A 23,463-nucleotide genomic window follows, 5' to 3' on the forward strand; every position below is an offset into this window, starting at 1 on the left:
TTTTTAGATAATCAGGAAGGCCACCATGATGACTACCACGGCGATGATCCAGCCGAGCAGGTATTCCTTGGCATGGGGATTGTTCGTGGCAAGCGAATAGATGACAAAGACCAGGGCGATGCCGAGTACCGCCGCCAAAATGTATTTGGCTACGTCCAGAATGGTGTCCGCACCCTCTTTGGCTTTGTCTGTCACTTCGGATAGGCTGTTAATCTTCAGGCCGCTTTGTGCCTCCGCCACTTGTGCCGTTCCCAACAGCGTGAAGAATATGAGAAAGGTGAAGATAACCTTTCCATAGCGGTTAATGACTTGGTTCGCTTTTTCTCTTACATTTTCGATTGCTTTCATTTTGTTCCTATTTTTTAATTAAACATGAATCGTTTTCAGTCTCTCCCATTGCACATCCTTATACTTGATGGATATGGGCTCTTCTTTCGGCTGTTCCGGCAGTGGTTTGCCTGAGTAGTAGTAGGCTCTTCCATGCAGGTACATATCGGCTATCTCGGCAGCCAATTCCTCTTCTTCCAGCTCAGGCTGAAATACCACGCAGATGACCGGACAGGCTCTCTCCTGCCCTTCCTTGCGCACCGCCTCCCTTATCGGCTTCTCTTTCTCCTTTCCGGAAGAAAGTGCTTTCTTCTTTTTCCGAAAGTAAAAGTGAAGCGTGACACAGGCGAGTATGGCAACCAGTATCAAATCCACTACGTTCATAAGAGTTGCCAGATAATGAGCCAAGTGACCAATGCCGTGATATAGGTGATGATGGCCTCTTTGGTGCGCTCGTGGTTGCTTATCAGCTTTTTAAGTACCGCTAGTCCGGCACATAGAAAGCCTACCCCTATCAGCATGGCGCCTATTTCACGGTATAAGGAGATCAGGCCGGATACATTTGTATCGGCTAACAATATGATAATAAGCATGGTGATATGATTTGTCGGTTAGTAGAGCAGTATCTTTATTCCTACGTTCCAGACAGTGTTCCACTTGTCAATGGATAGGGGATTCCAATGTTGTTGTATGCGGGCAAGCAATGCCGTTCGGGGCAGGATGAATACTTCCAGTTCCGTTTCCAGTTTCGGGCCGATGATGAAGTTGTATTCCTTATCGGGGTGGCGGACGTATTCTGTACCGATGAATCCTCCCAGGCCGATGCCCCAGTAAACGGATTTCAGGTTGCAGGCCAGGGTTCTGTAATAACCGCCGTCCACAAAAAAGTCCTTACCCTTGTCATGTATCGTTTCGGGAATCGTTTCTTCCGGGTTCAAGGTAGAGACTTGCGGTAGGTTGGCTGTGTATTCGTAAGGTTTCTCAAAATAGCTAAACCCGGCTTTCCAATAGCTTGTCCGGTTGATGTATCTGGAAAAGGACAGGTTGTAATAGTTGCCTGCATTGCCGAACAGGTTAGTGCCGTAGTTCAATTCAAGTGCCGGGATGTTCTCATAATGGCGTTGCGCAAAAGCGCTTACGGTGCATAACAGCAGGCTAAGGCTGATAGCAGTCAGTCTGATGTGTTCCATGGGAATTACTCTTTAGGTTATTAATGTTATATATTTTTCTATTTGTCTCATACGGTGTTTCCAATTTACGCGGATTCCTGTCGGCAGAACCGAATCAAGGTGCTTATCGCGTTGTTTTCGCTCCAAACATATAGATTATATACGGGAGGACAAATTTTATGAAGGGCTTTTAAAGGGCCTTTCGTGTTTATTTAATGTGCATTAAAAAATACATGTGCCGTAAACCGGCAGGTGTGGAATAATTCTACAGAAAAAAGCCGGATAGGATTAGTTGTGTAAAACTGTCCTGCCCGGCTTATAGGGTTTGGTTTATATGCGCTTTCGGATGTTGCTCAATGCTTGTGGCGTGATGCCGATATAACTTGCTATGTCTTTTAAGGGTATTGAACGTAACAGCCATTTTTCATTGGCCAAAAGCGCTTTGTAACGCGCTTCGGCATCCAGTGTGTAAAACTCCTCTTCCCTTATTATTTTGCGGTTGATGGATCTTACCAAATGTATTCTGGCCAGCTTGTTGAAATTGATGGATAACTCATATAGCTGATGAAGATCTTTTTTGGGCAATCTCCAGATCTTGCATGGCTCCAATGCCTTGATATTGTAGTGGGCATGGTGTTCTTCATGTGAAAGGAAAAAATTGATGAACTCTTTGGCTTGGATAAACCGTGCTGAAATCTCTCTATTCTCTTTGTCCGGAAACCATAACCGGACGATGCCGGATTCCAGATAATAGAGGTAGCATACTTCCTCGCCCCTGGTGACGAGGTGTTCTCCCTTTTTGATATGGATAAGCTCGAAATGAGCATCAAGATACGCCTTTTCTTCGTCTGTCATCCGCACGTGAAGATGGGCGCCCATTACCATGAGCGTCTCATCTATCAGGGTGGCAATTGTTTGAACCATTGAATTTGTTTTATGTTTATATAAGGGTACGGAAACGTACCCTCTAACATGGACGTGGCGTTCCAACAACAAAGGCACGCCCCGTACCAGTTTCATACTGGTACAGGCATGCGCCTGTTGTTGTTAATTCCTTAACGATAGATGCCACTCTTTTGTTAGACAGACGGACGTATGTAAAAAGCGGGCTGCCAATTTTCTGACAATCCGCTGCAAAGATACTATTTTATGGTTTTTGTTCCAACTTTTAGGGATTTAAGTTGACGGCAAGGTCTTCTGGACGAATGCCTACTACCTTTATATAGATATCCCGGTAGATGTTCTCCTTAATCTCCTTGTCCTCTTCAGAATAAAGCCATGCGGTAAATTCATGATAATATTCGCCGGTTCCCAATTTAAAGAAATCCTTATATTGATAATGTCTGCTCACGGGAATGCCTTTCTTGTTTAACAAGAAGCATGATTTAAGCGCATCGTGATATTGCGAGGTCAGTATCGCCTTTATCTTTTCGTCGAAATATTCCAATGTTTCCTGGTCAAAGAAAAACTGTACGGTGTAGGGCCACTTCTCCCCTTTTCCTTTGATGTACTGGTATTGGAATTTGGTTCTCTCCAGCTTTTTGTTGATACCGTTTAAGATGCTGGTCACCTTCTTCTTCCGGTCATGGTTGTCCTTTACCGTTACATCAAATTCCTTGGCAAGTTGGTCAACCGTAACGGTGAAATAAGGTGCTTGTCCTTGGTCAATCTTATACTTGATCAGGTAAATCATTTTCGCCAGGTTCAGATAAAACTTGCGGTAGCCTTTGCGGTTGGGCAGGTTACGGTAGTCTTTCAGTTCCAGCAGATTGTATTCGGTAAGCAAAGTATTCATCAGATCTTTGCTCAGATGCACGTTGTAATTCCGCTTGGTGCGCTTTTTCGTGCCGAAGTTATCCTTTATCTCAAAGCGGTCCAGTATTTGAATGAACTTATATTGCGTCTTGCCGTTCATGGCGTATGCTACACTGAGGTTGGATGTCCCTAAACGGTATAACGCCGCTTCAAAGGTGTTCTCTATCGGATGCTCTATCTTTTGGCCGTTCTGTTCGGTGATATATACCGGACGTTGGTTGCTGAACAGGAAATCAAGCTGCTTCTCGGTCAGTTTTCGTTGCAACTTGGTTCGTTCATACCCCATGACCTCACAAAAATCGTTGATGGAGAACCAGCAGTCGCCGAACAGATCTTTCATTTGTGAAGATGCCACGTAAATGATAATGTCAGACATGACAGTGCCGCCTGCATCAAATAGAACTTCCAATACTTTCGTGTTGGAAGACTCGCTGAGAGTCCTGGGGACTCTGCTCAACTCTTTTTGTGTATTACTTTCCTTCATAGGCGGACACTTGTTGTTTACTGATGCAAAGATACGTTTTTTTACGGAGATAGTGAATCTAACTCCCTATAAATGAAGATTCCAAAGCATTTTTTTCGTGCTGTTTCTTGATTTAGTTGTGTAAAAGTGTCCCGACTACGGCTGTTTCCGATCCCCCAGTTGTGTAAAAGTGTCCCGAATGGCCGGTTTAGTTGTGCAGAAGTGTCCCGGATTCCTGATTTAGTTGTGTAAAAGTGTCCCGAATGCAGATTCTAGTTGTGTAAAAGTATCCCGACTTTCCTGTTCAGTTGTGCAGAAGTGTCCCGAATAGTCGGTTAGTTGTGCAGAAGTGTCCCGGTTACGAGAAGATGCCAGTAAGTGCTAACTTGCAATAATATAGTTGATTATACGGAAAACCTCCCTTATTAGTTGTGTAAAAGTGTCCCACAAATACTTAAATCCCTAAAAACCTAAATAAAACGAAAAAATGATTTTGTTACCGTATTCTTACTTTCGGAAAAAATTTTGAGGTGGAAACAAGTAGAAGTTTGAATTCTTTAACATATTGTCCAGGATAATAGGCAAAGGGATTTTTCCGCAGTTGTGTAAAAGTGTCCCGGTTCAATGCCGGCCTTCACTAAAATGGCGTGCAAAAATAACGCCTGCCCGACAAATGCAGTCGAACAGGCGTATATATATTTTTCCGAAAGTAGAATCAGATGCTCATATACTTCTTCAGTATCGCTTGAATCTCCTTGTTATGGCTGGTTAATACGTCTTCAAGAATGTTGTTAGCGATATTGTGCATTCCTAATCCCGTGGCCATAGCAATCTGCTTCAGCTTTCTGTGGGTTTCGCTGGATATCCGGATTACTTCGGTATTCTTTAATTTTCGCTCTTCCAGATATTCCGAGAATTTTTTTCCGCAGACTTTGCTTTCTTCTGTTTTTGGAGAAGACTGCACGGAAGGTTTGGATTCCGGCTTTTCCATTTGTTCCGGCTGAGGTTCTTGGACGGTTTCTGTGACCGGAGCCGATTCTTTCACCTCTTCATGGATGGGCTGCTCAATCGCAGGTTGGGGAATGGTGCTTTCCGCAACACTTCCGATCTGCTGGATTTCCTGCTCTTTCTTACTGGCGCTTTGCAGCAAGAGTTTTCTCATGGCGGCTGATGATGTCCTTTCTTTGTTGGTTGCCATAGCTTTATTCTCCTATATGGTTACAGATTAATTCCAATACCTCTTCACAGAACGCATCACAGGGATGATGGTACGCTTTACTCAGCGTACTTAAATTGCGTTGATAGTCAACCCTTGAATCCTTGATGTAGTTTTGCATCAACTCGAAAGGCAAGGTTTTTTTATTTTTCAAAATTTCTTTGAACTCCAGCACATTCGGAAGAACACGGTTCATAACACCACGCATGGTAGTCTTTTTACCAATCTTTCGACGGCTTTCAATAATCCCTTCATAGATGTTATAGTAAAAGGTCAATGTAGGTCTTAAATCGGTCTGGTTCGGTTCGAAGGGAATGATGATCACGTCAACGAAGTGCAGCGTTTCAACTACACCGTTTTGTTTCAGGTTACCCGGAAAATCGACAAGTATAATGTCGTAATTGTCCTGAAGGAAATCCAGTTGGTTGATGAACTCTGAGGAAGAGATATTGATAACCTCATATTCTTCTTCCTTTTTCATGATTCCGTCCTCGGCTTCGTCCTCACGTAATTTTCCGATAGTGTTCTGCATGTCGTCGATATCCACCACGGCAATGGATAAGCCACCCTCTTCGTTTGACTGCGAATGAATATAACCTGCAAACAAAGCTGTCAATGTGGACTTTCCTACCCCGCCCTTGGGATTCTCAAAAGCTACGACTACTCCTGGTAATATTTGTCCCATAATGTACGTTTTTAAGTATGTGCGCAAATATATAAATAATAAATTAAATAATTGCATACTTTTATAATTAATTTATTACACACTTATTTACTTAATTATATAAGTATTTACACATATAAATATGAATATAATTATGTATGTAATTAATATTATAGTTAAGTATGTATGTTCATACTTTGTAATAATATAATTAGTAATTATGTATTTTGTAACTAATGGCTTTTCGTTTGCTTGTTACAATGTGCGTAGTTGCTTTGTAACAAAGTGCGCGGTTAATCAGGATTAAGAAATCAAGACTTTTGTTTGGTTTTATTTCACAGCTGAGTATTATTGTATATCTTTGCTAATGCAAGGTATGTTTTTGTGGGTACAAAAACCCTTGCGACAGCCGAGCTGCCGACCAATGTTCGTTACACTCACATACTCTGTATATATGAAAGAGAATCGAGATATAAGTATAAAGATCCGCTTGACGGAAGCCGAGAAAGAACAGCTTCTTCAACGTTCAAAGGAAGAGGGAAAATCCCTTTCTTCCTTTATCAGAGAGTCTGCCTTGAAAGGCAGAAGCATGTCGAAAACCGATGTGCAAATGATATATGAACTTCGTAAAATAGGAGCCAATATCAACCAGCTTGCCAAACATATCAATACGCTTCCGTCCGATGAAAATATATTGTATTCATTGGATCGGATTAACCAATACCTTTCGGATGTAGAAACCATTAACCGGAAATTGTTATGATAGCCGAGATACAGCCTTCTTTCTCATCCCACCTGTCCATGAGCCGGAAAATCGAATACCAGCTTTCCAAGGTCAAGGAAGGAAACGGAAAAGTGCTTTGCACCTCCACCGGTGACGAACTGGCCGCCATGCCAGCCTACATGGAACTTATCTCCCAGTTGAATGACCGGGTGAAACTACCTTATGCGGAATTTATTCTGAGCCTCTATCCGGGAGAAAGCCTTTCCGATGAACAGTGGCTTTCTCTTGCCGGGGAATATATCGAGAGGATGGGGTACGGAAAGTCCTGTTATGCCGTTGTCCTGAATACCGACAAGGCACACAGCCATGTGCATGTGCTGCTGACCACGATTGATGAAGAAGGCAAAAGCATTCCTTCCGGGAATAATTACAGCCGTTCCGAAAAGATCTCAAGGGAACTGGAGCAGAAGTACGGTCTGTTGCCTTTGGAAAGGGAAGGAGGCAAGAGAACCACGTTGGGAGAGGCGCAATACCGTAACTATTATTTCGATGCGGCCTTGAAGAAAGCCATGCGTAGTTATAATTACAAGGATAAGGTATCGGCTGTCCTAGAACAATCCGATACATACTGGTCTTTGGATAAACCCTTGCAAGAAATGAAACTGGCCAATGAAGAATGGCGTGTCCTGTTGGGGGATGAAAGCTATGACAACCTTTTCGCATTGCTGGAAAAAGGAGGTTTTTTCAACCCCTTGTTCAAGGATGAACTGTTACAACAGCTTGACCGCATCTACTCTTTTTCCGAAAGTACATCCGATTTCCGAAGGAACCTGGAACAAGAAGGATTGTATATGCGTCTGGTCACCAAGAAGGACAAATCCTATTATGTCTATGGCATCAAGGATTCAGGCTTTTACCTGAAGGACGTTTCGCTTCCTCAGAAATATCGCTTCGGTAATATCCGTTTTGATGGGCATGGCATGAGTGCCGATGAACAGAAGCATTATCTCTATGACCACGTGTTTAAGGCTTTGAACGCTTCTTCCGGATATGAGGATTTCAAGAAGAACTTGGCGGAAGAATCGATTCGGGTGACGGAGCATGTAAACGGCAAAGGCGCATATGGGATTTCTCTCTATATGGAAAACGTGGAAAATGCTCATCTCTTTAAAGGTGCGGATCTTTCCCGTAAGCTCACTTATCAGAATATACAGAAGCTTTTCGATGGCGTGGCAGTCGGTCTCTCGTCACATATTAATAGGGTAGGGGAGTTCCGTGAGCGGGTGGATCGTGAGGCTTTCTATATGCAGGGTAGGGGAGTTACGGCCATTCCGGATCTTGACATTACCGGCAGCGGGAAGAAGTCGCAAGAGGATGATCTCATACCGTCCAAAAAGAAACGGAAACGCAAGAGTGGCCCCGATTTCTCTTTATGAATACTAACTTAATATAATATATTTCTTTATGAATTATCAGACCGTTTTACAGAATTATCTTCCCGTCGAACAAGGGGATTTCATGTTGAAATATGAGATTGATGACCGAGGGTATGCCATTTATTCACCGGAGAAAGGTTCGTTCTCTTGTATCGAATTACATGGCTTTTCCGAGCTTACTCCTTGGCAATTGGCTTTTCTCCTTTCATTGGATATGCAGCAGATGAAAGAACAGGATGAGTTTTCTCTTTCCGTATGTTGCAAGCGGGAAAAGCTCTTGTCTTATCTCTTTGATGTGGAGGAAAGCGAAACAACTTTAAAGACAAAACATGTGTCCGGGTGGCAAGGCTATCTGATGATGGATATCCATAAGCCGGACAGGGTACGGAACGTGTTCCAGTTCCATCCGGAAACGAAAAAAGCCCGTTTGGTCTTTGACAACCGGTTATGTGTCGCTTCCCTTCGTGAGAAAGAGAAAGGAAAGATCATCCATCTCTGTTGGAGTCCTTCTCTCTTTGCTGCCATCGATAGGGGAGGAGAGCGTACCGCACCGGCTTATCTGTTGGCTTCTAATGCTGCCTTGTTGCATGGGTATGCCATGAAGCAGATTGCGGAATGCTTTGCTGGTACACCGGCTGAAGAACGGGTTATCGGTATTCATGTAGGGGATAATGTCTATGAGGCCTTGTCTTTTGTGTGCTATTACGCCCGTAACGTGCAGGATGAATATTTGGTTATTCCTGAGCGGAAAGATGGGATGATGATTCTTGAAACCCCGAAATGGAATCCGATACGCCAGGCCAACTTCGTGGCTTCACTTAACAAGATGGCGGTTGACCAGGCGAAGAAACGCTATCCGGAAATGGAGGTTCCAAATGAACGGCCATTCACATGTCTCTCTTTTTCCCGGAAGTCTTTCGTCTATTTCCCGGATCTGAAGGTGTATCAGGAGGTGTTCTTGAAGATGTATTTGGGATTGGTGAGGTTACAGGAGGTGCATTTGCTGGGGTAAGGAACAATTGCAGTGCTGCTTATAATATAGTGGCACTACTATTGTTAGAGTACTTCTATCATTCCTTTGGTTACGGCATCGGCCAGTAGTCTTTTTACAATCCTGCCACTGGGAGGATTGGTTATCCCAAGCGTTATCTCAACCCTGTTTGATAGAGGATGATAGTGCAGGTATTGGAGGATTTCATCTTCAATAGTCATGTTATAATTCTTTTATCGGGACAATTTTGCCTAATATTTATGCTTTTGTTTATTGTTCTGTCTGTTGGATTTTACTTTTTTTTATTTCCGTTCTTCCCTTTTCCTTGTTTTCTGCCTCCCCTTGTGTGCTTTTTCATAGCTCCATCTGAGACCCTTTGTTTTTGAACGGCAAATTTATTTCGGTGGATGGATATGAAAGAGTTCCGGTCTTCGCCCTTTGTACCGAAAAAAATAACGCCGGACGGCTTCACTGTCCCCAACATTTTTTGTCGTCCAAAACTTTTCTCAATCCCTCCTTCCTTCTTGTTGTGTGCCGTAAAAAAAGGCTCATAAACTCAGATGGGGCAATAGCTGCAAATAGCTATAGAACTATTAGTTAAGGGAAGTGTTAATGATTTTTAGTGGACACGTGTGAACCTATAGGTTAGCCTGTATTCCTTAAATCGCCTGCCCAGTTCCGCTATGATTTCCGGATTGGCCATGGCTTGGGTGATGTGATTCGTTGTCATATCGCAAAGGTAAATATATTAACTGTTAAATCAAAATATGATAGATAACAATTAATATATTTACTATTATATTGAATGGTACAGGATGCCGTTTGTGTGTTAATCCCCCAATTCCATGCTACGCTTATTGCCGCCTATAATCGGGCTTTGCACAGGCTTTATGTCCTGAAGGCTTTTTAGCATCCCTTCCATTTGGAAGATTTTGGCGGCAGCGATGAAGTTGGTGGCGGATATATCCGGCTGGAGGCTTTTCAGTACGTTCTCCGATGGCTGATATCCTCTCATCTTCAGTTCCAGGATGGCGTTGAAGTCATCATTTCGCATAGCCTTCATGAAAGCCTGCTCTTGTTCGTTGGCAATGTCCGGCATTTGGATGGTATGCAGTTGCTTGCCGAACAAGAGCAGGTTTTTTCCGATAAAATCGGCGTGTTCCGGCTTGACCCCGCAATCCTTGGCAGTCTCATGCCAATACGATACGGTTTCCTGTACCTTTTCGATAATCTGTTTGTGTTCCCGGATGCCCATGTTCTCACCTACCTTTTGCAGATCTTCCATCGTGAAATTGTCTTGTTTGCCGTTGAGTGACAGTTGGTGGCGGTTCGTCCATTTGCCGCCCGGTGTGTATGAGTAGCAGAGGTCGTATGCCGGGGCCAGTTTCCATTTCCCTTGTCTATCCATCAGGAAAGAGAAGTTCTTGCTATGGTCATCATGGTTACGGCTCATGACGTTGAACACCATTCTTCGGTATAGTTCCTCCTGATCTGGATAAGGGAGGTTCATCTGCCGCATGATACGGAATATCTCTTCGTATGAATGGCGTTGGTCACGGTCATAGTGGGCAAGCCCGGCCAATGTCTGTACATGGATTTTCTCTCCGTCTTTCATACGGTCAAAACGGCGTGTCATAAAGTGATATGACTCTTTTTCCTGAAGTAACCGGCATTCCATCATATCGATACCGCAGGCTTTTGCCATCCGGTGATAGGCATATTCGATATTTCCTATTCCTTGTGGATTGTCCGTTATCTGCGTGTGTTCGCTGTATTTGCCGCCATCAAATTTCAACAGCCAATATCCGAATCCTTCAGGAGCTTTTACCTGTCCGGAGCGTACCTCTCCGGTAATATCGTTGTAGGCGATGATGGCCTTGGGCTTGGCACCTCCGGCAGATGTTCCCACTTTCAGTATATCCAGAATGTTTCTTCCTTCCTGGCGCAGTTGGACCTGAAAAGCCATTCTGTCCGTGAATACGGATTTGGCAAGCTCCGTCAGTTCCTCGATATGGAGCACTGATGATTCGTTCATGCCGTTGATTGGCGAGGACGGCTCAAACTCCAGTGCGCCCATGCCACGTTTGCCTACATAGCAAAGCCTGTCTAAAGGGGTAATCTCTTCTCCGGACAATCCCTTGCTGGCAAACCATTCATTGATGATCTGGTTTCCGAAAGTGTCCGGCAGTGAATCGGCAAACAGGCCGGGCAACCCCTTGAAACAGTCGGTACGGTTTTCAAGGAACCGGTAGGGGGTGTTCCTGTACTGGCTGATGGGCATGATGATGGGAGAAATGTCAAGACCGGAGCGGATGAACTTCCGTTCATAGTCGAACAAGGCGGCATTGCTTTCCTTTTCCCAATAGAGAGAGCCTACGCTTTCTCCCCATAGCTTTACATCTACTATCAAATCATTCATGGTTATCTTGTTTTAAATGGCGTACACGGTAGCGTTTCTTTCCTTGCAGTTTTTTGAGCTCTATCGGGCTGACCCGGATTTCCGGTACCAGTTGCTCCAGGTTCTCCAGCAGGCCGAGCGAGCGGAGTACGCTGATGAACAACAGCAGCGATACCGATTTGCCCTTCTCGATGTTCGCAACGGTCAAGGGGCTTACACCGGAAGCCGTTGCCAGTTCTTCCTGCGTGATATGCTGCCTGATACGTGTCTCTTTGATGCGCTGGCCGATTCTCATCAGCACAGCTGGATTGCTCATTTCATTCCACATGGTTGTTCCTTTTTTGCAAATATACAAATAATCCATGTAAATATATAGATTAACTTGAATATATGATGTTAATCTATATGAATACAATGATTATAGTTGCTTTATCGGCTGTTTTTTTCTTTGAACTAGGATGAAAACTGACTAAAATCACAATGTGTTGTGAATATGAAAGAGCTAGGAAAGATGATTAAAGAGTGCAGGAAGAGTTTGAAGGTCAATCAGCTGGAACTTCTCCGAACTGGCGGGCGTGGGCATCAATACGCTGGTGGCCATCGAGCGTGGAGAAGGCAATCCTAAATTGGCTACTGCTTTCCATTGGAGTTGATTAAAGTGCGGAAAAATGTATAAGATTGCTTCTATTATCTGTTTATTTTAGTATATTTGTGCTTTAAATAAGTGCGGATAAATGTATTATACGCTGTTTTTACATGTATAAAAATGCTGTTTGTAGATGAAAAGATTTGTTTTGCAACAACTTATAGAATGGAAAAAACGTGAGGATAGAAAACCTCTGATTTTAAATGGTGCCCGACAAGTTGGGAAAACATGGCTGCTCCATGAGTTTGCCAAACTTGAATACAAAAAAGAGGCTTATGTGGTATGCCGTAAGAATAACCTTGCACGCCAGCTTTTTTCTCAGGATTTCAATGTTGACAGAATTTTACGGGGGCTGCGTGCGATGACTTCCGTTGACATTACTCCGGGTGATACGCTTATTATCCTTGATGAGATACAAGATATCCCGGAAGCACTGGAATCTTTGAAGTATTTTAAAGAGGAGGTTCCGGAGTATCATATAGCTGTGGCAGGTTCACTTTTGGGGATATCCCTTCATCAGGATGTGTCTTATCCCGTAGGGAAGGTAAATGTCATCAATATATTTCCTATGAACTTTGAAGAGTTTCTTGTCGCCAAGGGAGAAGAAGAAGCTTGTAAATTGCTTATGAGTGGGGATTTTGAAACGATAAGCCTCCTGCATGACAAATATACGGATCTCCTTCGGCAATATTATTATGTAGGTGGTATGCCGGAAGTTGTACTCAAATATGTAGAAACGGATTCCTTGCTGGAAGTCAGAAGAATACAGTCGGAGATTTTGCAAGGCTATGATCTTGACTTCTCAAAACATGCGCCCAAAGAACAGGTTCCGCGTGTCCGAATGGTATGGAACAGCATTCCTTCCCAATTATTTAAAGAAAACAAGAAATTCATTTACGGAGCTTTGCGAAAAGGTGCCAGAGCCAATGATTTTGAGATGGCCATTCAATGGCTTGTAAATGCCGGGTTGTTGTATAAAGTGCCTCGATGTACCAAACCGGAGCTTCCGCTTGATATTTATGAAGACCTGTCGGCTTTCAAACTCTATATGGTTGATTTGGGGCTTATGGGTGCTATGGTCAAGACAGATCCGGCCCAAGTCTTGATTAAAAACGACATATTTAAGGAATACAAGGGAGGAATGACTGAACAGTATGTATTGCAGCAGATGAAAAGTAAGGGCGTGTCACCGATTTATTACCATAACACAGACAATTCGCGTCTTGAGTTGGATTTTGTTATTCAACGTAATGCCCAAATGGTGCCGATAGAAGTGAAGGCCGAAGGGAATGTCCGGGCCAATTCGTTGACAGCATTACTGGGAAAAAGACCGGAATTGCATGCGGAGAGATTTTCTATGTTGCCTTATAAAGTACAGGGTAATCTTACAAATTTTCCGCTATATGCAATATAGGTGTATCCTTTTCCCATGCCGGTCATACCGTTAGAACTGATTGATAAGTATGATGCGTATGTTGGCCGGTATGTCTATCTTTGTGGCAATGAAAACAGAGAGAGGATTGATTTACGCCTTGTTTTCCGGGACGGAAAGGAGATTGGCACGGATGATCTGAATCTGTATTATAATTGATGTGACGGCTTGGATGTCCCCCGGATGAATGTTCGGGGGATTCTTTTTCTTTTGGGCGTTCCTGTGGGACGGTCAGGCTTTCCGTTGCAAGTCCTCGCCTAAAGGCTGTGGGCTTTACTCTGCAATCCCTAACGCATGGCTGAAAAGTCCTCTTGCCGGTGTTCTTCTTCATACAGCCTCATGCGTTCTTGTAATGCTTCTTTTAAATTGTCGCTTTTTTTCAGTCCGAGTTTGGCACGTATGTTCGCTCGTTGGCTGGTTATGTTTCCGCTACTCCGATGTAATAATTCGCATATTTGGCTGACGGTCTTGTCTTGCAGTATTAAACGGCAGATGTTTAATTCGGACGGGGATAAATTGGGATATATTCTCCTGATTGTATCAAGTTTACTTTTTTCCTTTTTCTGGTATGCGGCAAGGGCTGTAAAAAGATTTTCTTTGGATTGTTCCCCTATTATGCTTAACAGGGAGCTTGTCTTTTCTTCCGGGTTATTCTCGCTTAACAACTCGGCGAACGCGAATAGTTCTTCCTTTTTCATTTGGAGACGTTTCAAAAGTATTTCCTCTTCCTCTTTTAGCAAGTTGCTACTTTTTAGCAAGTTGCTGATATTACTGTGTATGGATCTTCCTAATAAGGGGATCATGGTGTATATGATGATGACCAAAGGCAGATACCTGTATAGGAACGGTCCGTCGGTGATAAGTGTGCAGATTGTATAGGAAGCTATGGTAAGGGAGGACAATAGGATGGAGATCTTACTCATATAGGCACAGATGGAAAGCATGGTAAATAAGAGAGAGATAGTAAGGTTACTCATTATCAATGCTCTTTGATAACTATATTCATGTCCGCTGCATATTGAGCAATAAATTATCTCGATAGAAATCTCGATATGTATGGCTATCAGTATAATGGAAAAGGTCGTGGTCAGATTTACTCTCTTTTTAAAATAAGCGAGAGTGCACATGATGATAAACAGGAATAATACGCTGTTAATATAATAAAACTGTTCATTGGGAAATGGAACTGAAAATATGTATATGGGTGCGCATAAGGCCAGCATGAGCAGGGATAGATGAAAGACACGTTTTTGTTGATACGTTATTATCATTTCGCTTTCTTTTTTGTCGTAAGTTTGAGTTTTTATTGAACTTAGAAAAGTGGCGGCTTTTGTGCTGAATATCATGTATTTTATTGTTTTAAGTGTTATTAAGTATGATGTTTCTTGCAAAGATAACTGTTTTTTTTTTTTTTTGTATGTTTAAGTACTTTTCTTTATGATGTTAAGTGTTTTTAATTGTTCTGTAAGCGTGATTGGCTGCTGTGGTAAGTGTTGTAGCTGTTGTGTGGTTGTCTTTTTAAGTATTTATAAGTTTAAAATACTTGTTTTTTGCTTTGGAGGTTGGTTTATAGGTGCATATCTTTAGCGGTTGAAATTCAGGGGGTGTAAAAGCCTGGGTTTGGATTGTCATATTAACAAATGATTAAATGACGAAAAGATGTTTTTTTATATTAAATGTGTATTGTTCGTGCTCGTGTTGAGTATAAGCGGAGAAATATCCGCTCAGGAGAAGCGTGATTCGGTAAGGATCTATTTTCATCAAGGAAAGGTAAATATAGATACATGTTTACTTGACAATGGGAACGAGATGGAGCGGTTTGCTAAAATCTGTTCCGCATTGAACGACTCCGTCCGTCTTATCAGGAAAATTCAAATAATAGGAGGAGCTTCCCCGGAAGGAGGGGGGCTGTTGAATGGAAGGCTGTCTGAAAAACGAGCAGAGGTTTTGTGGCGGTATATATCACCTTATATAAAGATTCCGGTATTGGAGAGGGATTTTCATTTTTCGGGAAGCGACTGGAACGGACTTATAACGATGGTGAGAGCGGATGTGAATGTTCCGGAGAGGGAGGATGTCCTTCGTTTGTTGGAGAAGATCGTCCGTTTGGAAAACCAGGACAGCCCTTATTGGGGGGGAGAACTGAAAAGACTGAAAGGGGGGAGGCCATACTCATATTTGTATAAATTCCATTTTCCGAAACTTCGTTCGTCGATGGTGAAAATATGCTATGATAGTGATCCGATAAATCCCGTCAGAGATACGGTATATATACATACACGTGATACGTTGTGCATCCGTGATACCGTTACCGTCATAGCTCCGGTAAAGAAACGGCCGTTTTGCATGGCGGTGAAAACAAACTTGCTTTATGACGCTGTTTTGATACCTGACATCGGGGTTGAGTTCTGTTTGGGGAAGAACTGGTCTGTGGCCGGGAATTGGATGTATGCCTGGTGGAAAAGTGATCGGAAGCATAATTATTGGCGTATCTATGGGGGAGATGTGGAGTTGCGCCGCTGGTTCGGTCGGAGAGCGGTGGAAAAACCGTTTTCCGGGCATCATGTCGGATTGTACGGGCAGATCGTCACCTATGATTTCGAATTGGGTGGGAAAGGTTACTTGGGGGATAAATGGAGTTACGGGGGAGGCGTGGCTTACGGCTACTCGTTACCTGTGGGACATCGGTTCAATGTGGATTTCACGTTGGGAATCGGCTACCTTGGAGGATCGTACAAGGAGTACATCCCTTTGGACGGTCACTATGTATGGCAGACCACTAAAAACCGCCGCTGGTTCGGCCCGACCAAGGCGGGTATCTCTTTGGTGTGGTTGATCGGCCGTGGCAACTACAACGAGAAGAAAGGAGGCAGGCAGTGATACGGATACGCTTTAGTCTGGTGTTCATATTTTTATGGATAGGACTGACGGCTTGTGAGCATAAGGATTTATGTTACGATCATCCGCACTTTGCCAAGGTGCGGGTAGTATTCGACTGGACCAAGATTTCCAATCATGACAAGCCTGAAGGCATGAGGGTCGTATTTTATCCGACCGACGATGAAAGCAACACGTGGATATTTGATTTCCCCGGAGGAGAGGATGGGGAAGTGGAGCTCCCCGAGAATGATTACCGGGTAATTTGCTTCAACTACGATACCGACGGGATGGTTTGGAAAGAAAACGGCAGTTACACGCTTTTTACTGCCGATACGCGTGATGTTCAGTCGCCGGATAACCGGACAATGGCTGTCACCCCACCCTGGCTGTGTGGCGACCATATAGACAGAGTTATCCTCAAGGACATTCCGGAAGGAAGCACGAAGATAATACGGCTAACTCCCGTAAACATGGTATGTCACTACACGTATGAGGTGAACGGTCTTCGGGGACTGGACAGGGTGGCGGATTTGCGGGCCGCTCTTTCCGGCATGTCCGGCTCGCTTAACATGTCCGGCGACAGTTTGCCCGCCGATCTTTCGGAGAGCCTGCTCTTTGATGGAATGGTTTCACGGAATCAGATTATAGGCGGATTCTATACGTTTGGACATTCCGCACTTGAAGGAGAGCCCAATGTTTTCCGGCTGTATATCAAGAACCGTTCAGGCAGCATGTCTGTATTGGAACAGGACGTGAGCGACCAAGTGCATGATGTCCCGGTAGCGGGGCATATCGGTGATGTGCATCTGGTGTTGAATTTTGATTATGAGGTACCATCCGAGCCGGGAAATGGCGGTCCGGGATTTGATGTGGACGTTGATGATTGGGATGATGTGAATATGGATATAGTGTTGTAATACGAGTTTATTAATTATATGTATCAATTTAAATTGTTTTTATTTATGAAAAAAAGTACAGTAATGCTTTGGGCAATCTTTGGAGCACTACTCATGGGTTGCTCAGACGAGGAGATTGCGAATGTGGAAACCTCCTCACGGAATGCGATTGGTTTTAACGTGTTAAGTAATGCGGCGGAAACGAGGGCTATCCCTACTACCAACACCAACTTGAAGAACACCGATTTCGACGTGTTCGCTTTTACGGGGGATGGTACTGCCTTCATGGGAAAGGTCGACACGGAATTTGGACATGACGGAGTGAATATCGTGTACAATAATGGTAAGTGGGATTATAAAAATGCGAGCGACCTTCGTTATTGGCCTACCGAGGCTTTGGACTTTTACGCATTCAATCCCGGAACGGTTGATGAAGCCATGCAGTGGAGTTATATGTGGGAAGCCACCAAGGATACTCAAAAGATAACTTATTCCTGCTCCGATGAGTATGGATCTGGTATCAATGCTCATGAAAACTACGACGTGATGTATGCCATAGCCAAAGGCCAGACAAAAGACAAGAACAACGGAGTAGTGAAATTTAACTTCAAGCATATTCTGTCACAGGTCGTATTCAAAGCAAAGACCGAATACGATAACATGCAGGTGAATATAAAGGACATCAAGATTTTTAATGTAAAAATGGGCGGCGTCTACACATTGCCTGCGACAGCCGATGGAACGGGAAGTTGGACTGTGGGTGATTGGCCTGAAAGCTCTACAGGAGGAGGTTTTATTACCGTAGTGCAAGGCAAATCCATCGAGGTCAATAGTAATACCACAGCTACCGATATTTCCGAAAAAACTCCTATGCTGAATATACCACAGAAGCTGACAGCATGGAAAGTTTCCGAAGAAGCCACCAATACCAAGATAAAAGCCGACGGTGCGCATCAATGTTACCTGTCGATCACCTGCAAAATCCAGCAGTCCGGAGGTTATCTGTTGGGTTCAGCAGATAGTTACGGAACAATTTATGTTCCGTTCGGAGATACATGGGTAGCGGGCAAGCGTCATATCTACACGTTGATTTTCGGTGGTGGTTATACTGATCAGGGAGTGGCTGTGTTGAATCCGATCCAGTTTGATGCAAAGACAACAGGCTGGGTTGATGCAGATAAAGACGTAAACGTCCAACCCCAACCTTAATCCAAACGTTTATTAATATCGTACCCGTTGGCAGGTTAAACATACGCAAGATTAATCCTGCCAACGGGTTCTTTATAGGGAATCGCATTTTCAATATACTTTTTGATGTGTAGGGGTGCTTTTTGCGTACCTTTTTCCTGGAGAATTTCTTTTGTGGAGTGTTTGCCCTGTATATTCCCGATACGCTGTTATAGCAGGGAACTGTTTTTATCCAAGTAGTCAGATATAGCCTCTTGCAATACCGATTTTAGCGAATCGCCTTTGCGGATCGCGATCAGCTTTAAGTTCTGGTGATAGGTTTCGTCCATGACAAAATTACAATGCACGGTTTTCGCTTTCTTCGGCTTTTGAGCCTCTTTTTGCCCGGCCGTGGATTGGATCAGGCTGTCTAAGCCCCCGGTCAGCCCGGCCGACATACTGTTTTTTAAATCGTTCTTCTTTGCCATATGGTTACTTTATTTCTGTTAGCAGTTCGTTACATACCTTTTCGTAGTCCTCTGCCCCGGCAGATTTGGGGGCATAGTGAAAAATATCCTGCCCTTGTGTCGGGGCTTCGGCCAGCGCAATGGAGTTGCGTATATGGGTGCTGAACACTTTGCCCTGGAATGTTTCCTGTACCAGTTCCGAAACGCTCTTGTTCAGGTTCTTTCTTCCGTCGTACTGGGTTATCAGAACCCCGGCCATCGAAAGATCCGAGTTCAAACGTTGCTGCACCTTGTGGACGACCTGCATAAGTTTGGCCATTCCACGCATTGCCAGGAATTGAGCCTGAACCGGGATAATCAACCGATCCGAGGCCGTCAGTGCGTTAAGCGTGAGCAGCGACAGCGAGGGGGGGCAGTCGATCAGGATATAATCGAATTTCTCCTTTTGGCCTTTGATAAGGTGGGCTAAGATAAGTTCCCGCCCGGCCTCGTTGATTAACTCCGTTTCAACGGCCGAGAGATCCAGGCAGGAGGGAACGACGCTAAGGCCGTCCTTATGCTCGTAGATCGGCAGGTCGTATTCGCCTTTCATCGCACCGTAGATCGTTTGGGGAAGCTCCGCGGAGAAGCCCAGCGATTCAGTCAGGTTGGCCTGCCCGTCAAGGTCGATCAAAAGAACCTTGTACCCTTTTTGACGTAACGCGCCGCCCAGGTTGATCGTGGTTGTAGTCTTTCCTACTCCCCCTTTGTGATTCAATACGGAGATTACTTTTGCTTTGCTCATAAATTCAGTTTTTTAAATGGTTGTCATGTCCGCAAATATAGTCAAAATACTAATATACTAAAAGACTAAAAGTAGTATTTTCGTTTTTTGCGTGTTTTTTGTACCGATCGGGGAAGCGTACCGAAATAAATCCTGTTTCCGTCTTTCGGTACGTTTTGTTTCTGTACCGGAATTAATCAAAGATTAGAATAACCATAAATGTTTTTATACGTTAATCATACGTATGTATATATGTATATATTTGTTTTTGAGTATCTTTGTGTGCTATGAATAAAAAATAAAAGACATGAGCACTTATTCGTATAAAAATCCGAAGTTTATAAATTCCCCTAAAGGGATGGTTGAAGTTGTAGAAGTGATTTATGACGGCAAAGATGATCCGGCCTATTCACTGGCTATTATTAAATGGGAAAATACCTATAAATTAGGTATTCGTTGGAACATCGCTTATAGTGAATGGGACGATTACCGCAAACAGAACGGGCAAGATGAATGTATAGGTAATCCACAGTCGAGAGGTATTCCCACCTGGTTTGTTTTGCCCGATGATATGATGTTTAGTGAGAAGTTCAGCGGTGCGATGCAGAGGCTTGATGAATTAAGAAAAGGTAAATAAGTAATGGAACAGGGAGAAATCATATTATACCAGCCGGATGAAGCGGTCAAGTTGGAAGTGAGGCTGGAAGATGAAACCGTTTGGCTGACACAGGCGCAAATTGTGGATCTTTTTCAATCCAGCAAAGCAAATATAAGCGAGCATATAAAAAACATATATGATCAGAAAGAATTAGAGGAAAGTTCAACTGTTCGGGATTTCCGAACAGTTCGACAGGAAGGCAAACGGCAAGTGATGCGCAATCTGACTTATTACAATTTGGATGCGATCATATCCATTGGGTTTCGTGTCAATAGTAAAAGAGGTATTTTATTTAGGCAATGGGCGAATAAGGTTTTAAAGGACTATCTTTTAAAAGGGTATTCCATTAATAAACGTTTGTCAGAACTTGAAAGGACTGTCGCTCAACATACCGAGAAGATAGATTTTTTTGTGCGTACTGCCTTGCCCCCGGTCGAAGGCATTTTTTATAACGGCCAGATTTTCGATGCGTACAAGTTCGCTACCGATCTGGTAAAGTCGGCCAGGCGTTCGATCGTGCTTATCGACAACTATGTGGACGAAACGGTCTTGCTCATGTTGAGTAAACGCAGCGTCGGTGTCTCGGCCACCATTTACACCCAGCGTATCACGCAGCAACTCCAACTTGATCTTGACAGGCATAACAGCCAGTACACACCTATCGACATCAGGACGTACCGGGACAGTCACGACCGTTTCCTGATCGTTGATGAAACGGACGTGTACCATATCGGAGCCTCGTTAAAGGATCTGGGGAAAAAGATGTTCGCTTTCTCAAAGCTGGATATTCCGGCGGCTGTGATTACTGACCTGTTATAATATCCTTTGTCTTATGAATGGGCTGTCGCAAAAGAAAAACCCGTTCTTGATGAACGGGTATATCCTTGACTTGGTTACGTGTTTTGAAAACAGAGGCTTTACCAAGCATTACAATGCAAAGATAGTAATTATAGGTTAATTAGCGAATTTCTTTTTTGGATAGATCCGGAAATAATGCCGTCCTTGAAAGAGGTGGATAAGGTGATTAAAACAATAGATAAGGAAGAACAAAAGCAAAAGGGATGAATGTGGTTATTTATTCACGTGTAAGCTCGCAGTCGGCCAGGCAATCGACCGAACGGCAGGTTGTCGATCTGGAGAGGTTCGCAGCCGGACGGGGGTACGAGGTGACGGCGGTCTTTGAGGAAAAGATAAGCGGACGAAAGGCCAATATCGAACGCCCGGTTTTAAGCCGTTGCCTGGAATACTGCACAGATCCGCAGAACCGGGTGGATATGTTGTTGTTGACCGAGATCTCACGCCTGGGGCGTTCAACCCTGGAGATCCTAAAGGCACTCGATACGCTGCACACGCATAAAATATGCGTGTATATCCAAAACCTGAACCTGGAAACATTACGGCCGGACAAGACGGTAAACCCCTTGTCCTCTCTGATCACTACCCTGTTGGGGGAACTGGCCGCGATCGAACGCCAGGGGATCATCGACCGCCTTAATAGCGGACGGGAGTTGTACATCCAGAAAGGGGGCAGGCTGGGACGGAAGCCGGGAAGCCGGAAAACGGCCGAACAGAGGAAAGAGGAATACCGGGAGGCGATCGCCTTGTTAAAGAAAGGCTACTCGATCCGGAACGTGGCGAAGCTCACGGGAAAGGCCGTATCTACAATACAACAGGTAAAAAAAGACTTTATTAATAGCTGATTATCGGAAAAAAGACCGTATTTTTGCAACAAATACGAGTAAATGCACATAATTAAAAACGAGTATTTGCACGTGAATAAAAACGAGTATTTGCACGAAAATAATCAGGATCTAAATAAAAACGGTAGTATGGCAACAATGGCGGAGAAAATGGCGGCTTCACTGGAGGAATTAAGAAAGCTCCAGGAGAAAGACCGCTGTGTCGTCCTGCAAGGGACGGCCGAGATAGGGAGGACGCATTTAACCCGGCTGTTGGATAACGGCTGGTTGCAGGAAGTAATGAAAGGCTGGTATATTGCGGCCAGGCCGGGAACAGAGGGGGACACGACGGTCTGGTACACCTCATTCTGGTATTTTATTGCGAAATACGCGGCCGTCCGGCTGGGGGAACAATGGTGCTTGACGGCCGACCAGTCGCTGGATCTGTATTCGGGGAAAACGACCGTGCCCGTGCAGGTGATTATCAAGTCGCCGAAAGGCCATAACAACACGCAAAAGCTGATGTATGATACCTCGCTTTTGGTGTTTCAAAGCGAGATTCCGGATCAGGTATATAAAGAGCCGGAATACGGCCTTAATCTCTATCCGCTTGCCGAAGCCCTGGTATATGCCACGCCGAGATATTTCCAGGTGGAGAAGATCGCAGCCCGCACCTGTCTGGCCATGATACGGGACGCTGCCGATATATTAAAGGTACTGACGAAAAACGGGGCTTCGCTTCGTGCCGGAAGAATAGCCGGGGCGTTCCGGAACATCGGGAACAGCGAAATCGCCGACAGCATCGTTTCCACGATGCGGGGGTTCGGGTATGACGTGAGAGAAGAAGATCCGTTCGAGGATCAGCCACGAACGCCCCTTGTTTATGAGGTGTCGCCTTACGTCACACGCTTGCGCCTGATGTGGGAGAACATGAGGGATAAGGTTGTAGAACTGTTTCCCGAAGCCCCTGGAAAGATTGATGACGTGGAGGGGTATTTGAGATCCGTCGATGAAAAGTATTCGGAGGACGCTTATCATTCTCTCTCGATCGAGGGATATAGGGTTTCCCCGGAGCTGATCGAGAAAGTGCGTGTCGGGAACTGGAAGCCGGAGAAAGAAGATAAGGAGCATAAAAACGCACTGGTGGCACGTGGGTATTACCAGGCGTTCCAGGCTGTCAGGGGGACGATCTCCGATATACTGAAAGGAAAGAACGCAGGGGAAGCGGTAAGGGCGGATCATCTGGTCTGGTATATGCAGATGTGGATGCCGTTCGTTACGGTGGGGATCTTGCAAAGGGAGGATATTGTGGGTTATCGTACCGGGCAGGTCTATATACGGGGATCGCAACATATCCCGTTGAACCCGAAAGCGGTCAGGGACGCTATGCCCGTCCTTTTCGATCTCTTGAAGAATGAGCCGCACCCGGCGGTAAGGGCTGTCCTGGGACACTTCTTTTTCGTGTATATTCACCCCTATATGGACGGGAACGGGAGAATGGGACGGTTCGTCTTGAACGCCATGCTTGCGTCTGGAGGCTATAACTGGACGGTTGTTCCGGTGGAGCGTAGAAAAGAATATATGAAAGCGTTGGAAAAGGCCAGCGTGGAGGGGGATATTTCCGAATTTGCCAAAGTGATAGCCTCGCTGGTCAAGTAATGATATTTATAAT

At 44.4% G+C, this 23,463-nt stretch carries 25 protein-coding genes and 1 pseudogene; 12 read left to right on the forward strand and 14 right to left on the reverse strand.

The annotated features are described in order from the left end of the window. Positions 1–3: 3 nt before the first annotated feature. The 8 genes from AAE250_RS21815 to AAE250_RS21850 all read right to left on the reverse strand — a co-directional run bounded on the left by AAE250_RS21815 (position 4) and on the right by AAE250_RS21850 (position 5,675). A complete protein-coding gene (locus AAE250_RS21815; protein WP_005868883.1) occupies positions 4–348 on the reverse strand; it encodes a hypothetical protein in 345 nt (114 codons plus the stop codon). Positions 349–366: 18 nt separating this feature from the next. After that, the gene (locus AAE250_RS21820; protein ID WP_005868881.1) at positions 367–711 is read right to left on the reverse strand and encodes a hypothetical protein; all 345 of its coding nucleotides are present in this window, start codon (positions 709–711) and stop codon (positions 367–369) included. Further along, the gene (locus tag AAE250_RS21825; protein ID WP_005868879.1) at positions 708–920 is read right to left on the reverse strand and encodes a hypothetical protein; all 213 of its coding nucleotides are present in this window, start codon (positions 918–920) and stop codon (positions 708–710) included. The genes AAE250_RS21820 and AAE250_RS21825 overlap by 4 nt, the downstream gene beginning before the upstream one ends. A gap of 18 nt (positions 921–938) precedes the next feature. Then, positions 939–1,517 carry a conjugal transfer protein TraO gene (locus AAE250_RS21830; RefSeq protein WP_005868877.1) on the reverse strand — a complete coding sequence of 193 codons (579 nt, stop codon included), beginning with the start codon at positions 1,515–1,517 and terminating at the stop codon, positions 939–941. 309 nt (positions 1,518–1,826) lie between these two features. Then, complete coding sequence (locus AAE250_RS21835; RefSeq protein ID WP_005868875.1) at positions 1,827–2,420, reverse strand: Crp/Fnr family transcriptional regulator; 594 nt, start codon at positions 2,418–2,420, stop codon at positions 1,827–1,829. A gap of 244 nt (positions 2,421–2,664) precedes the next feature. Next, entirely contained in the window at positions 2,665–3,795 is a 1,131-nt protein-coding gene (locus AAE250_RS21840; protein ID WP_005868874.1) for a hypothetical protein, read from the reverse strand. A 694-nt stretch (positions 3,796–4,489) separates the two neighbouring features. Continuing rightward, a complete protein-coding gene (locus AAE250_RS21845; RefSeq protein ID WP_008771418.1) occupies positions 4,490–4,972 on the reverse strand; it encodes a DUF3408 domain-containing protein in 483 nt (160 codons plus the stop codon). 4 nt (positions 4,973–4,976) lie between these two features. Beyond that, positions 4,977–5,675, reverse strand: a complete 699-nt coding sequence (locus AAE250_RS21850) for a ParA family protein (protein WP_008997423.1) — start codon at positions 5,673–5,675, stop codon at positions 4,977–4,979. 403 nt (positions 5,676–6,078) lie between these two features. Between AAE250_RS21850 and AAE250_RS21855 the strand changes: the two genes are divergently transcribed. Genes AAE250_RS21855 through AAE250_RS21865 form a run of 3 tightly spaced genes read left to right on the forward strand, consistent with a single transcriptional unit; the run spans position 6,079 to position 8,826 of the window. Next, positions 6,079–6,417 (forward strand): plasmid mobilization protein, encoded by a 339-nt coding sequence (locus AAE250_RS21855; protein WP_008771416.1) that lies wholly within the window; start codon positions 6,079–6,081, stop codon positions 6,415–6,417. Next, a complete protein-coding gene (locus AAE250_RS21860) occupies positions 6,414–7,814 on the forward strand; it encodes a relaxase/mobilization nuclease domain-containing protein (protein WP_117991376.1) in 1,401 nt (466 codons plus the stop codon). Before AAE250_RS21855 ends, AAE250_RS21860 begins: the two co-directional genes overlap by 4 nt. Before the next feature lie 28 nt (positions 7,815–7,842). Further along, positions 7,843–8,826: a hypothetical protein gene (locus AAE250_RS21865; RefSeq protein ID WP_008771414.1), complete on the forward strand. Its 984-nt coding sequence runs from the start codon at positions 7,843–7,845 to the stop codon at positions 8,824–8,826. A 44-nt stretch (positions 8,827–8,870) separates the two neighbouring features. Here the strand turns inward: AAE250_RS21865 and AAE250_RS21870 are convergent, their stop codons facing one another. The 3 genes from AAE250_RS21870 to AAE250_RS21880 all read right to left on the reverse strand — a co-directional run bounded on the left by AAE250_RS21870 (position 8,871) and on the right by AAE250_RS21880 (position 11,567). Then, the gene (locus AAE250_RS21870; RefSeq protein ID WP_005868867.1) at positions 8,871–9,026 is read right to left on the reverse strand and encodes a hypothetical protein; all 156 of its coding nucleotides are present in this window, start codon (positions 9,024–9,026) and stop codon (positions 8,871–8,873) included. A gap of 608 nt (positions 9,027–9,634) precedes the next feature. Continuing rightward, entirely contained in the window at positions 9,635–11,224 is a 1,590-nt protein-coding gene (locus AAE250_RS21875; RefSeq protein WP_008771412.1) for a type II toxin-antitoxin system HipA family toxin, read from the reverse strand. Next, complete coding sequence (locus tag AAE250_RS21880) at positions 11,217–11,567, reverse strand: helix-turn-helix transcriptional regulator (RefSeq protein WP_005868812.1); 351 nt, start codon at positions 11,565–11,567, stop codon at positions 11,217–11,219. The genes AAE250_RS21875 and AAE250_RS21880 overlap by 8 nt, the downstream gene beginning before the upstream one ends. Before the next feature lie 129 nt (positions 11,568–11,696). Here AAE250_RS21880 and AAE250_RS21885 point away from each other — a divergent pair. Then, positions 11,697–11,856: pseudogene (locus AAE250_RS21885) on the forward strand (helix-turn-helix domain-containing protein). Between the two features lie 126 nt (positions 11,857–11,982). Continuing rightward, positions 11,983–13,263, forward strand: coding sequence for an ATP-binding protein (locus AAE250_RS21890; RefSeq protein WP_117879146.1), 1,281 nt, complete (start codon positions 11,983–11,985; stop codon positions 13,261–13,263). A gap of 305 nt (positions 13,264–13,568) precedes the next feature. Here AAE250_RS21890 and AAE250_RS21895 read toward each other — a convergent pair whose 3' ends face one another. Next, complete coding sequence (locus AAE250_RS21895) at positions 13,569–14,627, reverse strand: LuxR C-terminal-related transcriptional regulator (protein ID WP_117912523.1); 1,059 nt, start codon at positions 14,625–14,627, stop codon at positions 13,569–13,571. A 313-nt stretch (positions 14,628–14,940) separates the two neighbouring features. Between AAE250_RS21895 and AAE250_RS21900 the strand changes: the two genes are divergently transcribed. The 3 genes from AAE250_RS21900 to AAE250_RS21910 are packed head-to-tail and all read left to right on the forward strand — an operon-like array spanning position 14,941 to position 18,266. Beyond that, positions 14,941–16,161, forward strand: a complete 1,221-nt coding sequence (locus tag AAE250_RS21900) for a DUF3575 domain-containing protein (protein WP_195577132.1) — start codon at positions 14,941–14,943, stop codon at positions 16,159–16,161. Further along, on the forward strand, positions 16,158–17,078 hold the full coding sequence (locus tag AAE250_RS21905; protein ID WP_342289435.1) for a DUF5119 domain-containing protein: 921 nt from the start codon (positions 16,158–16,160) through the stop codon (positions 17,076–17,078). The genes AAE250_RS21900 and AAE250_RS21905 overlap by 4 nt, the downstream gene beginning before the upstream one ends. A 45-nt stretch (positions 17,079–17,123) precedes the next feature. Continuing rightward, the gene (locus AAE250_RS21910; RefSeq protein ID WP_182420375.1) at positions 17,124–18,266 is read left to right on the forward strand and encodes a fimbrillin family protein; all 1,143 of its coding nucleotides are present in this window, start codon (positions 17,124–17,126) and stop codon (positions 18,264–18,266) included. A 188-nt stretch (positions 18,267–18,454) separates the two neighbouring features. Here the strand turns inward: AAE250_RS21910 and AAE250_RS21915 are convergent, their stop codons facing one another. Beyond that, on the reverse strand, positions 18,455–18,712 hold the full coding sequence (locus AAE250_RS21915; RefSeq protein WP_005648607.1) for a hypothetical protein: 258 nt from the start codon (positions 18,710–18,712) through the stop codon (positions 18,455–18,457). A 4-nt stretch (positions 18,713–18,716) separates the two neighbouring features. Further along, positions 18,717–19,475: a ParA family protein gene (locus tag AAE250_RS21920; RefSeq protein ID WP_117889577.1), complete on the reverse strand. Its 759-nt coding sequence runs from the start codon at positions 19,473–19,475 to the stop codon at positions 18,717–18,719. 286 nt (positions 19,476–19,761) lie between these two features. Between AAE250_RS21920 and AAE250_RS21925 the strand changes: the two genes are divergently transcribed. The 4 genes from AAE250_RS21925 (at position 19,762) to AAE250_RS21940 (ending at position 23,450) form a co-directional block, all read left to right on the forward strand. Continuing rightward, positions 19,762–20,091, forward strand: coding sequence for a hypothetical protein (locus AAE250_RS21925; RefSeq protein ID WP_007564632.1), 330 nt, complete (start codon positions 19,762–19,764; stop codon positions 20,089–20,091). 3 nt (positions 20,092–20,094) lie between these two features. Continuing rightward, positions 20,095–20,931, forward strand: coding sequence for a virulence RhuM family protein (locus AAE250_RS21930; protein WP_008777459.1), 837 nt, complete (start codon positions 20,095–20,097; stop codon positions 20,929–20,931). A 242-nt stretch (positions 20,932–21,173) separates the two neighbouring features. After that, a complete protein-coding gene (locus AAE250_RS21935; protein ID WP_005648594.1) occupies positions 21,174–21,812 on the forward strand; it encodes a recombinase family protein in 639 nt (212 codons plus the stop codon). A gap of 129 nt (positions 21,813–21,941) precedes the next feature. Further along, positions 21,942–23,450 (forward strand): Fic family protein, encoded by a 1,509-nt coding sequence (locus AAE250_RS21940; protein WP_117889587.1) that lies wholly within the window; start codon positions 21,942–21,944, stop codon positions 23,448–23,450. The last annotated feature ends 13 nt before the right edge of the window (positions 23,451–23,463 follow it).

Source organism: Bacteroides sp. GD17 (assembly GCF_038448625.1).
GTDB lineage: Bacteria > Bacteroidota > Bacteroidia > Bacteroidales > Bacteroidaceae > Bacteroides.

Coding starts and splice junctions, on each gene's coding strand:
- AAE250_RS21815 (WP_005868883.1), bottom strand. CDS start 348: ATGAAAGCAATCGAAAATGTAAGAGAAAAAGCGAACCAAGTCATTAAC.
- AAE250_RS21820 (WP_005868881.1), bottom strand. CDS start 711: ATGAACGTAGTGGATTTGATACTGGTTGCCATACTCGCCTGTGTCACG.
- AAE250_RS21825 (WP_005868879.1), bottom strand. CDS start 920: ATGCTTATTATCATATTGTTAGCCGATACAAATGTATCCGGCCTGATC.
- AAE250_RS21830 (WP_005868877.1), bottom strand. CDS start 1,517: ATGGAACACATCAGACTGACTGCTATCAGCCTTAGCCTGCTGTTATGC.
- AAE250_RS21835 (WP_005868875.1), bottom strand. CDS start 2,420: ATGGTTCAAACAATTGCCACCCTGATAGATGAGACGCTCATGGTAATG.
- AAE250_RS21840 (WP_005868874.1), bottom strand. CDS start 3,795: ATGAAGGAAAGTAATACACAAAAAGAGTTGAGCAGAGTCCCCAGGACT.
- AAE250_RS21845 (WP_008771418.1), bottom strand. CDS start 4,972: ATGGCAACCAACAAAGAAAGGACATCATCAGCCGCCATGAGAAAACTC.
- AAE250_RS21850 (WP_008997423.1), bottom strand. CDS start 5,675: ATGGGACAAATATTACCAGGAGTAGTCGTAGCTTTTGAGAATCCCAAG.
- AAE250_RS21855 (WP_008771416.1), top strand. CDS start 6,079: ATGTTCGTTACACTCACATACTCTGTATATATGAAAGAGAATCGAGAT.
- AAE250_RS21860 (WP_117991376.1), top strand. CDS start 6,414: ATGATAGCCGAGATACAGCCTTCTTTCTCATCCCACCTGTCCATGAGC.
- AAE250_RS21865 (WP_008771414.1), top strand. CDS start 7,843: ATGAATTATCAGACCGTTTTACAGAATTATCTTCCCGTCGAACAAGGG.
- AAE250_RS21870 (WP_005868867.1), bottom strand. CDS start 9,026: ATGACTATTGAAGATGAAATCCTCCAATACCTGCACTATCATCCTCTA.
- AAE250_RS21875 (WP_008771412.1), bottom strand. CDS start 11,224: ATGAATGATTTGATAGTAGATGTAAAGCTATGGGGAGAAAGCGTAGGC.
- AAE250_RS21880 (WP_005868812.1), bottom strand. CDS start 11,567: ATGGATTATTTGTATATTTGCAAAAAAGGAACAACCATGTGGAATGAA.
- AAE250_RS21890 (WP_117879146.1), top strand. CDS start 11,983: ATGAAAAGATTTGTTTTGCAACAACTTATAGAATGGAAAAAACGTGAG.
- AAE250_RS21895 (WP_117912523.1), bottom strand. CDS start 14,627: ATGATATTCAGCACAAAAGCCGCCACTTTTCTAAGTTCAATAAAAACT.
- AAE250_RS21900 (WP_195577132.1), top strand. CDS start 14,941: ATGTTTTTTTATATTAAATGTGTATTGTTCGTGCTCGTGTTGAGTATA.
- AAE250_RS21910 (WP_182420375.1), top strand. CDS start 17,124: ATGAAAAAAAGTACAGTAATGCTTTGGGCAATCTTTGGAGCACTACTC.
- AAE250_RS21915 (WP_005648607.1), bottom strand. CDS start 18,712: ATGGCAAAGAAGAACGATTTAAAAAACAGTATGTCGGCCGGGCTGACC.
- AAE250_RS21920 (WP_117889577.1), bottom strand. CDS start 19,475: ATGAGCAAAGCAAAAGTAATCTCCGTATTGAATCACAAAGGGGGAGTA.
- AAE250_RS21925 (WP_007564632.1), top strand. CDS start 19,762: ATGAGCACTTATTCGTATAAAAATCCGAAGTTTATAAATTCCCCTAAA.
- AAE250_RS21930 (WP_008777459.1), top strand. CDS start 20,095: ATGGAACAGGGAGAAATCATATTATACCAGCCGGATGAAGCGGTCAAG.
- AAE250_RS21935 (WP_005648594.1), top strand. CDS start 21,174: ATGAATGTGGTTATTTATTCACGTGTAAGCTCGCAGTCGGCCAGGCAA.
- AAE250_RS21940 (WP_117889587.1), top strand. CDS start 21,942: ATGGCAACAATGGCGGAGAAAATGGCGGCTTCACTGGAGGAATTAAGA.